Annotated in this window: 8 protein-coding genes; all 8 read right to left on the bottom strand. The window is 60.0% G+C overall.

Annotated elements, in window-relative coordinates; translation table 11 throughout:
* Positions 1–52 precede the first annotated feature (52 nt).
* Positions 53–649 (bottom strand): TIGR03000 domain-containing protein, encoded by a 597-nt coding sequence (locus tag VGN12_27090; protein HEY4313148.1) that lies wholly within the window; start codon positions 647–649, stop codon positions 53–55.
* A 357-nt stretch (positions 650–1,006) separates the two neighbouring features.
* Complete coding sequence (locus VGN12_27085; protein HEY4313147.1) at positions 1,007–2,431, bottom strand: class II fumarate hydratase; 1,425 nt, start codon at positions 2,429–2,431, stop codon at positions 1,007–1,009.
* Positions 2,432–2,575: 144 nt separating this feature from the next.
* The gene (locus tag VGN12_27080) at positions 2,576–3,823 is read right to left on the bottom strand and encodes a hypothetical protein (GenBank protein ID HEY4313146.1); all 1,248 of its coding nucleotides are present in this window, start codon (positions 3,821–3,823) and stop codon (positions 2,576–2,578) included.
* Between the two features lie 50 nt (positions 3,824–3,873).
* A complete protein-coding gene (locus VGN12_27075) occupies positions 3,874–4,278 on the bottom strand; it encodes a hypothetical protein (protein HEY4313145.1) in 405 nt (134 codons plus the stop codon).
* Positions 4,279–4,589: 311 nt separating this feature from the next.
* Positions 4,590–5,039 carry a DUF393 domain-containing protein gene (locus VGN12_27070; protein HEY4313144.1) on the bottom strand — a complete coding sequence of 150 codons (450 nt, stop codon included), beginning with the start codon at positions 5,037–5,039 and terminating at the stop codon, positions 4,590–4,592.
* A 219-nt stretch (positions 5,040–5,258) separates the two neighbouring features.
* Positions 5,259–11,981: a M56 family metallopeptidase gene (locus tag VGN12_27065; GenBank protein HEY4313143.1), complete on the bottom strand. Its 6,723-nt coding sequence runs from the start codon at positions 11,979–11,981 to the stop codon at positions 5,259–5,261.
* Positions 11,978–12,421, bottom strand: coding sequence for a BlaI/MecI/CopY family transcriptional regulator (locus VGN12_27060; protein HEY4313142.1), 444 nt, complete (start codon positions 12,419–12,421; stop codon positions 11,978–11,980). The genes VGN12_27065 and VGN12_27060 overlap by 4 nt, the downstream gene beginning before the upstream one ends.
* Positions 12,422–12,672: 251 nt before the next feature.
* The gene (locus VGN12_27055) at positions 12,673–13,062 is read right to left on the bottom strand and encodes a response regulator (GenBank protein HEY4313141.1); all 390 of its coding nucleotides are present in this window, start codon (positions 13,060–13,062) and stop codon (positions 12,673–12,675) included.
* Positions 13,063–13,344: the final 282 nt, after the last annotated feature.

The following is a 13,344-nucleotide window of genomic DNA, read 5'->3' as shown; positions in this document are numbered from 1 at the left end:
CGGCTACTTAGCGGCGAACGACAAAGCTCAGTCGCCTGTGAAGGGCGCAAGTTTACCGCTGGGTTGTTGCCGTCGCGTCGGCGACCTTCGGCGCGTTCGGGTCGATGGGGAACGTGACTGCGATCACCTCGCCGGCGGACAATGCTACCGTCTGCTCCTCGCTGACGGGCTTGCCATCGCGAACGAATTCGGCGCGCACCTGGTAGCGATAAGGGACCGCATAATGCAGGCCGTTCGACGTGAAGCGGCGCTCCTCGCCCTTGCTCGTCGTCGGCCGGTCGTTCACGAAGACCTTCGCATCAGCCGGCACTTTCACTTTCAGCAGTAGGCTGTTAGGCGTCAAACGCGCGTTACTGGCAACGGACGCTGCGAACGGCTGACTGCCGACTGGCACATATCCACTGGCCGGGGTCGCGGCGTATCCGCCGTATCCCGGGCCGCCGTATCCGTATGCTCCGTAGCCGTATCCGCAACCGGCGTATCCACACCCCCCGAAACCGCAGCCGCCATATCCACAGCCGGCGTAGCCGTAACCATATCCACAGCCACCCCAGCCGCATCCGCCCCGATGGCCGAAAGCATTAGCGTCTTGGACGAAAAGGCCCAGCAGTCCGACAATCAACCCGATACGAAGTGTGTGCCGCAACATGGTGTGTACTCCCGTGAAAAAAACGTATGCGCCCGGTGTCGTCAGAAACTCAGGAATTGCATTTTCCGCGCCGCACTTACCCCGGCGGTCCTGGCGTGCATTGCTGTCGGCCATGCCACCACGGTCGTTTTTAAACCCTGTGGCGGCGAAATCAAGAAGGCCACGAGCTGGTTCGAAACAAATCATCCCCGTGGGATTTTCACCCCAGCCGTGGATTTGCGAGCGAAAGCTGATTTCTTGCAATCCAGAAAGCTGAAAATTTCCCGCATCCAAACCCTAGGTCAGAGCGGCACCGATTTCAACTTTTGAGTAACAGTTCCGACGCGCGGACCGATTCCGAGTACGTTCGTACCGGTTTTACGCCTTGGGCTCGGTCATGCTCCAAGGGTCGAGCGCTTTTTTCAGTGTGTCGGCCGGCAGGATTTGCTTCTCCTGGCACAGTTCGCGAATGGTCTTGCCGGACTTCATCGCATCCTTGGCCAGTCGCGCCGATTCGTCGTAGCCGATGTACGGAATCAGGCTGGTGACCATCGACAGGCTTTTCTCCACGCTTGCTTCGCACGCCTCGGCATTGGCTTCCATCTCCTCGGCACAGAAATCGACGAAGGCCCGGCTCACACCAGCCAAAAGCGCAATGCTTTCGAGCGTCGTCTGCCCCATGACCGGCATCATGATGTTCAATTGAAACTGCCCGCCCGCGGCGCCGCTGATCGTGATCGTTTGATCGTTCCCCATGACGCGCGCCGCGACTTGCATCATGCTCTCGCACATCACCGGATTGACCTTGCCCGGCATGATCGAGCTGCCCGGTTGACGATCCGGCAATACAACTTCGTGAAATGCGCATCGCGGCCCCGAACCCAGCCAGCGAATGTTATTCGAGACATTGAACAGCGTCATAGCGATCGTGCGCAATTGGCCGTGACATTCGACCAGGCCGTCGCGCTGGGCGTTCGCCTCGAAATGGTTCTTGGCTTCGACGAACGCAATTCCCGTTTCGCGTGCCAAGGCCTCGGCAACCCGGTGGCCAAACTCTGGGTGCGTGTTGATGCCAGCGCCGACCGCGGTGCCACCAGCCGGCAGTTCCAGGATCGACTTCTGGGCCATCCGGGCCCGCTCGATCGATAGTTCCAACTGTCGGGCAAAGCCGCCAAATTCCTGCCCCAACCGCAAAGGCGTGGCGTCGGCCAGGTGTGTTCGACCGATCTTGATGATCTTGTCCCATTCCTTCGCTTTACGAGCTAGAACGGAATGCAAGCGATCGAGCGCCGGAATCAGGTCGTGTTCGATCGCGCGGGCGACGGCCACGTGAATGGCCGTGGGGAACATGTCGTTGGTGCTTTGTCCCATGTTCACGTGATCGTTCGGATGGATCGGCTTGTCGGCCTTGAAACGATCGCCGCCGGTGATCTCGATTGCGCGATTGCTGATCACCTCGTTGGCGTTCATGTTGCTCGAAGTGCCCGAGCCAGTCTGGAAGACATCGATCGGAAATTCGTTATCGAACTTTCCGTCGGCCACCTCGCGGCAGGCTTGCTTCAGGGCCGCGATCTGTTTTTCATCAATCGGGTTTTTGCCCGTGCCGGTAAGCTTGCCGAGGTCGTTATTCGCCGTGGCCGCGGCCAGCTTGACCAGCCCCAGCGCGTGAATCAGTGGTTTCGGCAATTGCCAGCCGGAGACCGGGAAGTTCTCGACGGCCCGTTGCGTTTGAGCACTGTAATAAGCCTGGGCCGGGACGCGTACCTCGCCCATCGAGTCGCGTTCGATACGAAATTCCGACATGGGGATCCTCGGTTGCAAAAAGCTGCTGTCAATCACGGAAATACGGCCGCCCGCGGGTTAGTATTAGCGCCCGCGAGTGAATAATAGTGTCTGCCCGGCAAGTCCGACAGGGCCCGCTGCGAGCGCATGCCCTGCCGTCGCAAACTAAGGCGACCGGCTGCCGCCATTGAACTGGATCGTCATGCGGGGATTCCGCCGCAAGAAGTCAATGACTGCCTCATCCGTGACCGCCGTGCCGCACAGATCCAAGCTCTTGAGCTGCGGAAAGCCCGTAAGTGCCAGCAGCCCGGCGTTGGTCACGTTGGTGTTGCGCAGATTCAAAGAGTCCAACGTCGGCAAACGTGATAATTCGACGAGCGCACGGTCCGTAACGGCCGTGCCGTCGAGACTCAGCCAGGTAAGACGACTGAGCGCCGCGATCGTCGTGAGTCCGGCGTCGGTAACTTGCGTAAACGCCAGGTCGAGCTCGTTCAAATTCGTGAGCCCCGCCAGGCGCGCGAGGCCGGCATCACTGATACTGGTTCGGGCGACAAGCAATCGTGCGACGTTGGGCAGCGACGCCACTTCTGCCAATCCGTTATCGGTCAGCCCTGTGCCCGACAGCGAAAGACTGGTCAAGCACGTACAGGGAGCTAATTGCGCGATACCGGCGCCGGTCACCGCGGTATCGTTTAAGTCGAGGCGGGTCACCTTCGTTAGCTGGGCGAGGTGGGACCACGCGGCATCGGTAATCTGTGAGCAGCGTCCCAGACTTAAAGACGCCAGGCCACGAGCTGCGCAAAGGTCGGCAAGCTGGGCTTCCGTGACGTTCGCTCCTTCGAGCGATATATATTTCAGTTGCCTGAGTGAGGTCAACGCGCGCAGCGGTTGCCTCTGCAGTTGCACGTCGTTAAGCCTGATTCCCATCAGGCTGCGGCTGTGACCGAGTGCCGTCAGCAATTCTTCGGTAACCGGCAGGTGGGAAAAGCTGACCCAACGCAGCTTTGTGAAATGCGCGAGTTGCGCGGCGGTTGCCGGTCCGAGGGGCATCTTCGCGAGGTTAAGCGATTGGGCCTCGGAAAACGGCCGAATCAGTGCCGCGACTTGCCCGTCCGACAGTTTTTCATTGTCGAGCGAGAGCCAATCGACAGTCGCGAGAAAATCCTCGCCCCCCAGGGCGCGGATCCATTCCGATTTCCGGTCTTCCAGCCTCACCTTTCCGCCGGCGGCCCGGAACGCATGAACGCCGGGCGTAAACCACGGCTCATGCCAGCGATTCTTAAATACGACCCCCGCGACGACGGCGAGCACACCCAAGACGACCAGCGATCGGCGCAAGTTCGGTGGCGACCGATCGCCGTGTGCCGATTTCATGCCGCTGTCGACGGTCGAAATGTCATTTACAGGAGACATAGCAGGCCCATGCAACCGCAGGGCGCAGACTCAACGGGAACTGATAACCGTCATTTTTTGAATTCGATGCGGACGCCTCCGCCCCCTTTTGGCAAAGGACGACCATTGATGATGCGTCGCCGAACGCGCAGGGCGTAGCCGGACTTTTCGCCAACCTTCACGTCCAAATTCACCCACCACACGGTGAACTCGGCCTGCTCCTGCATGACCCAGTGTGTCATGAAATAGAGGTCGGCATCGGCCGGCAACTTGCGAGTCTCGGCGATCTTGCGATAAATCTTCGCCGTCTCGTCGTTCATCTCGTGACCTTCGAGCGTGGCGGCGTAGATTTCGCCGACAATCTCGTCTTCGGTCAGTTGCGGCTGATCCTTGCCGATGGGATCTTCGGCCGCTTTACGGTTAAGATCATCGACGAGGAACCGCAATGGAGTGCCGTCAACTTTTGCATGGCTCATTCTCGGATTCGGTTCGTCTGCAGCAGCCGGCCGCACGGTGGCTGCCGCTGCGAAAACTGCGCAGATGAACGCGGCAGTACGACTGATTTGCATCGCATGGAGTCGCTCGGGCATCGTTGACCCTTTCTGCTGATCTTAAGATACGACGCATTTGCAATACGATCGCACAATCAACGCGCGCCGCGGCAACCACTGCCCGTGGAGCCGGATACGCGATTATAGAGAAAAACGGCGGCCGCTGTTAGCGCTAAGATTAGCAACGCTTCGATCTAATAACTGCCTGTCGAATTCGCCCCCGAGGCGCGTGGCGATTACACGTGCAGCCGGCAACTGCCGTCGTCGCAGCTTTCCAAACGACCAAAGAGATAGCGCCGCGTCGCGACTTGCCGGTACAACCAGCTCCACAGCGGCATTGAACCGGGCAAATGCAACAGTGGCGCCACCCACCACAGTCGGGGCAGGCGACGCGAAAGATAGCGAATCGCCGCGGCGCCCCCGTGCCGCCGCCCCTGCCGATCGACGACGTACATTTCGCGCATCAAATCATCGTGCGACAGGTCGGGATACCGCGCCGACACGCGCGAATCGTGCAGCGACAGATAAGCCAGCCGGCGCGCCGCAAACCAGCGTTCGATCGTACGAACCTGGCTGATGCAAAAACGGCAATGCCCATCGAAAATCACGACGTCGGCCAGCGGCCGCTGATCGGGGCCGGGCAGTGCAGTCTGCTGCGTTACCGGAGCTTCGAGAGTGGTTGACATTGCAGGTCTTCCGGCCGCGTGGGAGCCGAATTCGAAAACAAGGCAAAACCGTGACTAGGGAATTATACCCCTTCCTACCGCGACAGGCGAAACTGCCTGCGGGCTGCCCAAGCCCTCAACCGGCACAATCGTGCTGGAATAACGGGATTTATACGGCATTGGCAGGATTCAGACCGGCCCCTCGACGCGCCGGGCGATCTGGAATGCTTGTGGGGCAGATCAAGGAGCCGGTCGAGGCTGCTCGGCATCCATTTTCTTGAGATCCGTTTCCAGATCGTCGACAAGTCGCTTCAGAGCTTGAATTCGTTGTTCGCTGCTCTCCAGCGTGCTGGCATCACTCGCCAAGAACTTCTGCTTGTCGAGGAGAGCTTCGCGCTGCTGCTTCAGCTTGTCCAACCCTTGCTTGACGTCGTCACGATGCTTTTGAACCGCGACGAGCTTGTCTTGCTTTTCCTTGACCCAGATCAATTGTCCCTCTTCGCTCGAGAGCCTGTCGGTGATCTCCTGACGGCGAAGCGCAATTTTGCCCTCGACTGCCGTGCGCGCTTTCTCCAATCGTTTAAGGGTCGGGTTGTTATCCCCGTTAACCTGTTGCTTCGCTGCGGCTAGCGCCAGGTTGAGATCCTGAGATTGGTCGCTCAACTTTTTCAACTTGTCGTCAGTCTTGATTTCCTCGGCGATCCGCCCTTGTTGGACGTGGGGATCGCGGGCCAGCTCGATATCCAGCCTGAGCTGATCGAGTTCGTTCTCCAGATTTGCACATTGTGCGCGACGGTCGAAGAGTTCCTTATCGAGTTGTAAGAGTTGCTGGTCCATTTCCCGCCGGACGCGTGGAACGTCAGCCGCGTCGGTCGCGCCGATCATCTTGCTCAGGCGCGCAACACCTTTTTCATTTCCTGCCAGCTCGTCGCGCTTGGTGGCGAGCAACTGTTCCAATTTCTCACGCTTCGCGAGGACTGCCGCCGGACCGTTCGACTGCTTCTCGCGAGCCGCGAGCATCAACTTCGAAATCTCGTACAGCTTTTTGTTGAGATCATCGACCGGCGCCTGCAGTTCCTTGATTTGCTGTTTCTTGGCTTCCAACTCGCCGGTAGCCAATGTGGCCCGGGCCGCGTCTTCCGCTTGTTTCGTCAATTCCACGTCTTCACGCGTCAGTAGCGCCATTTGCTCCTGCAGTCGATCACGCTTGCGATGCGTAATCGCCAGGCTTCCAACCGCTTCGCGAAGCTTCCAGGCGTTCATGGCCGTCGCATCCGCGATCAGTTGCTCGCGGCGTGCGTCCCGCTTTTGCGACAGCGCACCGATGGCTAGCTTTTCAGCCTCGTCCGGCTGTGCCGCTGCTTGCAGCGCTTTCGTTCGTTTGGCGAGCTCTTCTTCGAATTGCAGCAGCGGAACGTCGTTCTGCAATACTTCAGCGATGCGAGCCTTTCGGCCGGCTTCATCTTTCCGCCAGGCGATCTCTTCGTTCAGTTTCCCGATCGCCGCATCCAACGACAGGCATTCGGCAGCACGCTGCCGCAGCTCCTGATCGACCGCGGCCAGCCGCCGATGGATCGCGGCACTTCGCTCGGCGGCTTCGATCGGATCGGCAACGCCCAGCGAGCGCCGCAGGTTTTCGAATTCGTACAATCCATGCAGAACTGCTTCGGTCTTCGTCTGCAGCTCATTTCGTAGGCTCTGCTCCTGATCCACGAGGAAACCGTCCAGATTGTTCGCTGGCGTTGCTGCTGGCGCGGTGCCCGGCGACCGTTGAGAAGAGTCGTCTTTCGGCGGCTGTACGACCCGCTCGACGCGCCGCGGCGACTTTTGTTCGGCTTCGAGTTGCTGGAGTTCGGTATTAAGCTGGTCCGTGAGATTTTCCAATGCCTGCAGCCGTTTCCGTTCGGCATCAACCTCGGCCATCTTCTTTTTGTGAAGCTCCGCGAGCTTCTCTGCCTTCTTCGCGCGTTCGGCAATCGATTTTTCAACGACCTCCCTAAAATACGTGTCGACCACGGCATCGACGATTTGCTTGGCCTGCTCAAAAGGCACTTGCGCCAGCGCAATTTCCAATAGCTCGCCATCGTCGGGAAAGCTGACTTGCAAATTATCGCGCAGCCAATTCTCGGGGTCCGTTTGCGACTGCATGAGCGGCAACTGTGCGATCGTCGGATCGTGAACCACGCGTGCCAAGAGTGACTTGCTGCGAATCCATTCCTTAATGGTGGTGCGATAAGTTTGGTATCCGTTGTTATCGTGACCGCCACCGTCAGGCATGACCCGCAGTAGTGCCACCCCCTTCCCATCACGTATCGTCGCCGTTGCTCGGGTGCGCTTAACAGTCGGACCAACGTTCGGCTCCGGCGCGATTGGCGATTGATCCGCCTGGGCCGAGGCCTGAGAACTCTTAGCCGTGGTGGGCGCTGGTGCGGCACGCACCACTTCCGAAAGCTTCTTTTGCGGAACGGCGGTCGACTGCTTAGGCAATTCGGGCACCGGCGACGCCTCGTCGAGATTCAACTTCTCGATCGACATTGCTTGCAGCTCGTGCTCCAACTTGTCGACGATCTCTTGCTGCACGCGAATTCGGGCACGCTTAACGTCCAATTCGGCCGTGTCGCGCGTCATCACGCTCAGCTTTTCCGTCAGCTCCGCTTGTTGTTGCTTGAGATCCTTCAACTGTTCGGAAACGCTGTCGCGATGCTTCTCGGTCGCGAGCTTCTTTCCTTCGTACTCTTTGATTTTGACGGCCTCGTTGGAGTCGGAGAATTTCTTCATCAACTCGTCGCGGCGCGCATGAATGCGGTCTTCGATCGATTGCTGTCGCCGTTTGAAGCCTTGCAGCCTCTCGTCGGGATCGCGACCCTGTTTCCGATTCTCCTCTCGGGCTTCGTCCAGCGCGATCTCCGCATCGATCAGTTGAGCCTCGAATGTTCGCAAGCGATCATCCTTCAGCATTTCTTCCTCGGCCCGTGCCTCGCGTGCGGCCGGATCGCGGGCCAACTCGATGTCGAGTTTGACCTTGTCGATCTCGACTTCCAGATTGGCCAATTGCGACGTGTGGCTGAAGATCGAATTGTTCACGACCGCCAATTGCTGCTGCAGCATCTGGTTCTGCGCAGCGGCCGTGGCCGGATCGACGATCCCCAGGTTTTTCTGCAACCCTTCGACGTCGTGCATATTGCGCACAAGCTGCTCGCTCTTCTGCTGCAATAATTCGCGCAACTTCGTCTCGCGTTTAGCCAGTAGTGCTCGCGCCGAGACGCTCTCGACCTTCTCGCCGCGGATCCGGGCGATGGCTTGCGTGGCGTCGCGATGACGTTCTTCGTTCTTGGCAGCCTCTTCCAGAGCGGGGATAGCCTCTTCGGCGGCGGGGCCAATCTTTCCGAGCGCGCGAATCGCCAGCGGCTGCACTTCTTCGTCGCTAAGTAGCTCTACGAGTTTCTTGGTCGATTCCGCGCCGTAGCCGCGCTGTCCGAAGGCGGCCAAAGCACCGATCGCCTCATTACGGGCCTGCAGACTGAGATCCGTATCGAGCTGCGTCACCCAATCCTCGAACGTGCGGCCGTCGTAGCGCAGACGTGTTCGCGCGTCATCCGCTGGCTTCCAAGGCGTACGTTTCGTAAGAGAAGGCTTTCGCCTGCCGGCATCGTGCGAAAACTTAATGCCCTGCTCGACTTCGTTGTCCGTGGCTTCCAACACTGCGTCTTCGTGCGGTTGTTGACGATCTTCGACCGCACGTAATCCACCTCCGGTCCCTTTCTTGACCGCGGCCAGCGCCTCGGCCGATCGTTTTTTCGCGGCGATGTGTCGTTGCAGGCGAGCGAGGCTTCGTTCCGCCTCGGCCACGTAGTAGTCCATCATGGCCTTCTTTTCGGCCTCGCCGCCGCGAGCCCCGATTTTGTAGAGAGCCACGATGCGCTGCTGCAAATCCGTCATTCGCGCAAGGTGAGATCGTTCGAATGCAAGACGCTCCTGATCGTTCGGAAAACGTATCGCCGGTTCGCCGTCTCCGCCGGGGATCTCAGCTTCGTCGGGATTATCGACCACCACTTCACTGCTGCTCTCGGCTTGCAGCAGGCGAAGCGACCAATCACAGATCTGGTCGAGCGTGATGCGATCTTGATCGTATTCGACACTCGCCATTTCATAGCCGGTGCGCGCCGCTTCGATTACCTCGGGAAATCGCGGCTTGGCGCGGTCACCGCCGTCAGCCGGCGCCACGTCGGGCACTGGCTGAGTCGGCGGCGCGGCCTCTTTCGTTTCGACAGTTTCGGCGTCGGATGCCGTCCCCAAAAAACTGACGGTCGGCGACTCTTCCGAGGGGCGGGTCGTTTGTTTTTCCCCGATCGCGTCGGCACTGGCTAGAATCTTCTCACCCGCGGCCAGGCCATCGGTGCCGACGACTCCCGGTTCGTCGCGGGGCGCACTGCGAATCAGCAGCATTCCGTCGGTGGCCGCGCGCCCCACGATCTCGACCTTGCGAAGCTCGAATTGTGTCGGTTTGTCTTTGGCTTCGACGAAGATGCGCCCCCAGCCGTGACCAGGATCCATCAGCACGGCCTCGGCCGGAATCGTGACCAGATCCAGATTCGCCGGCAGCGAAACCGTGGCCGTGATCGTTTGCCGAAACGGAATGCGCCGATCGGGGCTCTCCAGAGTGCCATGCACAATGAAGTTGTGCAGTGCGGGGTGATGGATCGCGCCATTCAGGTCGAACGTACCGGTCACCTGCTGATCTGGTTTGTCCGACCACGACCTCACCAGCCAGCGCCGCGCGTCCGCTGGCAGCAGTTGCAGTTTCGGTAGCTCTTCTTCGGGCACCTCGACCATGACTGGCATGGTGGCCGTGTCGGCGATGAGGAACAAATCGCGAGACGAATCGACGATATCCCCCACGTGGACGTTCTTTTCGATGATCAGGCCGTCGAGCGGACTAACGATCGGATAGTTGCCGGGGGCGTGCTCCGGCGGCGGCTGCCTCTCGCTTTTGGGGGTTGGCGTTTGGGCCGCCTCGCGCCAACGCTTTATGACCTCGTCAGAGATTCGCCAGCCGCGCAGCGTTCGCTCGATCCGCTCCACCCCGATCTTGGCCGTGGCAACCTGCCGTTCGGCCTCCCAGGTCGCGGCGGTTGCGACGGCCCCTTTTTCGGCAAGCCGAAGTCGATTGAGCGCTTGTAGCTCGACGTTCAAGCGAGCGTCGGCATCGATCAGCTCGCCCGCCTTGTCCGCTAGCTCCTTGCTCCAAACCGTGGCAAGAACTTGCCCCTGTTTGACCTCGGTATCGAACCCGATGGGCCGCGCCTTCTCACCCGCGGGACCTTCAATCGGGCTGATGGCGACAATGATGCCAGGCAAAAACGCTCGAACGTGCGAGGCGGCTTTCTTATCGATATTCGTCTTTCCTTTGACGCGCACTTGTTCGGCTTCGGCCGGCCTGACAATGGCAAGTCGCAGTCCGCGCGCGGTAAGCTCGTCTGCGGTAAAGTGAATCTTCCCGCGGCTTTGGTCGGCCAATACCTCCAGGCTTGATTTCGTCGAGATCGAACTGTGTTCGCTTGACGAGGGAGGGCTGCCATCCGCCAACGCCAGCGCAGTATCCTCCGGTGCGACAACCGATTCGCGCACATCCGGGGCTGTGCCGGGCCGTGCCGCGCCAGGCGCTTCCTGCGCCACGAGTTCCACGCGTACCAAGGCGGCGACGGCAAATCCGATGCAGGCCGTTAGTAACAGGGCCTTTTTCGTGGGCGAATCTTCATGCGAGCGTGCCGCCAGCAAGCGGCGGATGCGCGACGCCAGCGGTCGGCCGCGCGCAGCAGGGCTGTAAGCGGCATGACGCCCCGCGGCTTCCCCCAAGCGGAGCAGGGCCCGGGCGTAGGCCGTGGTCGAATTCTCGGCCGCGGCGGCACGATCGCAGGACCATTCGGCCGCTTCGTCGAAGCGACGCACCGCCCACCAGGCAAACGGATTGAACCAATGGGGTAGCGCCAATACACGTGCGGCCAAGGACTTCCACACATCGCCGCGCACCAAATGCGCCAGCTCGTGCCGCAGAATCGCAGCCCGCTCGGCCACGCTAAGCTCGCGCCACAGCGAACCAGGCACCAGCAATTCGTAACCTCGCGGCAGCCGGCACAGCATGGGGCCGGTGTCGTGCGTAACTCGCAAGGGCACCGCGGCGCGCACATTTTGTTCAGCGAGGAGCGACTGCCATTGGGCCAACCAATCTGCATCTCCCTCGCGGGCACACGGTAGACGGCGCACAAAGCGGATATATCCCACCAGCCAAAACGACACCAGCGCTAGGATGCCCGAGATCCACGCAGTGCCAAGAGACGGCGTCACGGCTGCCAAGACGTTCGTCGGTTCGTCTGTTGTCCCTTCTGCTGCCGCGAGTTCGTCGTCAGGCAATACAATCGCCTTGGAAACATCGTCGGACGCAATGTCGATCGAGACCGCCTCGCTCGGTCCAGCCATTGGTGCCTCCACGGCGAGCTCAGCGATCGGCGTTGCAGGCGTCTCGTCAAACGTTGGCACCGCCGCCGCTGTTTCTTCGGTCTGCGATTCCCCCAGCGGACTGCTGAGATCCTCGTGCGGCAACTCGATCGTGGCTAATGGCACGCTCGAGGAATCCGCAGTGTCAGCAGACACATCATTGGCAGGCGGCGCGATGACGTCATTCGTTGGATCGGCCGTGGACGGAATGAATTCCGTGTCGATCGCCGCAACTACCTCGCTCGGATCGTCGTCGACGATTCCCGCCGCGTCGTACCAGGGAACGTGTACCGGCCATTGCAGAAACGTCCAGCCAACCGCCAGCGCTAGCAGGCATCCCGCGCGGTGTACGCTCGGCGCCGAGACGCGTGCTGCCCGCAATAGCAGGCCAATGAGCAGCACGGCCACGGCCAGGGTTAAAGTGGTGCGACCAAGATTCAGCAGCAGTTCGTCCGTCATGAAGATCATGATTTCGCCTCGCGTTTGGACGTTTGAGAGCTGTTCCGACCCACGCGTTCCGCCTGACGCTGGCCGCTTTGCTCGGCGGCGGCAATCAGTTCCTTCAGTTCCGCAATCTCACTAGCCGTAAGATGGCGGTCCCGCACCAGGTGCGCAACCAACGGGACTACACTGCCGTCGCTGACGCGCTCCAGCAGCAAATCGAGATGCCGCGCACTGACGTCCGCCGGATTGACCACGGCCGCATAACGTGCCGGACGATCCGTGGTGCGGCTGACGATCCCCTTCTCCACCAATCGATTCAGCCGGGTCTGTACGGTGGTGTAGCCGATGTCGCGTTCGAGCGCGGCGTGCGCTTCGGAGAGGGTGGCGCCCCCTGCGCGCCACAGCATTTGCACGATCTCCATCTCGCCGGCCGAGAGCCGGGGCAGCTTGCGATTTTTACTCATCACGCCTCCGTGTACGACAAGTGTCATAAACGGGATTGTATGACCGTTGTCGTAAAACGCAAGAAAAAAATGCCGCGCGAGAGGGGAAGGCCTCCAACTCGGCACTAAGCCCCGTCGAGCCCGGCGCCTGAAGGCAGAAATCTCGGCAGTGCCATGCTTTTTGCACCGCAGGTGAAGAAAGAATGCGCGTCGAAAGTCAACGCCGGCCACGCACGACAGAAGGGGGCATTAAAACCCAAGCCGACCAACGGCTAGATCGACCAGTTATAGGTCAGTCGCAGTGCCGCATGCACGATGGTCGTCAGATTGATCCGGCTAACCGGTTTCGCTAATACCGAGAAAGCATCTGCGCGCCGCGCCTCTTCGCGCAGCTCGTCGTCAGCATTCGCCGAAAGAATGATGCAGGGGAGCACGAGCTTGATTTGCTTTAGTTTCCGCAAGGTTTCAAGCCCGGTTAGCCGCGGCATGTGCATGTCCAGCAGGACCAAATGCACTTCTTCGCGCTGGACGACGTGTAACGCCTCTTCGCCGTCGCTGGCCATGAACGTACGAAAACCTTGCGGCTCGAGCACGCCGCGAAGCGTTTCCCGAAAGCTCAGGTCGTCGTCAGTTATCAGCAGATTGGGCATGGCGCCGGTCACGGCATAATCCCCTTCCGCACGTGGACTTTCGAGCCCATCGTGGCGGTATTAGTTCCTTGCACCAACGAATGCATTGCAACTCAGATGCCGATTGCTCGCCTGTACGGCCTTCGACGAGCATCCGGCACGCGGTAATCCCTTGCCTGTATTCATGTTAATATCGAAGGGCGGCCTCTTTCCACAAGTTAGCTTAGGTAATTTGGCAGAAGTTCCGATGGCTTTTGCCAGGAATTCGCTGCCAATTCGGCAGGCATTCTCAGCTTGTAGGCGATATTCGGCCGA

It is taken from the genome of Pirellulales bacterium, assembly GCA_036499395.1.
In the GTDB taxonomy this organism is placed as follows: domain Bacteria; phylum Planctomycetota; class Planctomycetia; order Pirellulales; family JACPPG01; genus JACPPG01.
Note: the sequence above shows the minus strand (reverse complement) of the source record. Positions and strands in the feature narration are given on the sequence as shown.

What these genes read in the sequence shown, in the direction of transcription:
- VGN12_27090 (HEY4313148.1), bottom strand. Translation starts at nt 649, where the DNA reads ATGTTGCGGCACACACTTCGTATCGGGTTGATTGTCGGACTGCTGGGC.
- VGN12_27085 (HEY4313147.1), bottom strand. Translation starts at nt 2,431, where the DNA reads ATGTCGGAATTTCGTATCGAACGCGACTCGATGGGCGAGGTACGCGTC.
- VGN12_27080 (HEY4313146.1), bottom strand. Translation starts at nt 3,823, where the DNA reads ATGTCTCCTGTAAATGACATTTCGACCGTCGACAGCGGCATGAAATCG.
- VGN12_27075 (HEY4313145.1), bottom strand. Translation starts at nt 4,278, where the DNA reads ATGAGCCATGCAAAAGTTGACGGCACTCCATTGCGGTTCCTCGTCGAT.
- VGN12_27070 (HEY4313144.1), bottom strand. Translation starts at nt 5,039, where the DNA reads ATGTCAACCACTCTCGAAGCTCCGGTAACGCAGCAGACTGCACTGCCC.
- VGN12_27065 (HEY4313143.1), bottom strand. Translation starts at nt 11,981, where the DNA reads ATGATCTTCATGACGGACGAACTGCTGCTGAATCTTGGTCGCACCACT.
- VGN12_27060 (HEY4313142.1), bottom strand. Translation starts at nt 12,421, where the DNA reads ATGAGTAAAAATCGCAAGCTGCCCCGGCTCTCGGCCGGCGAGATGGAG.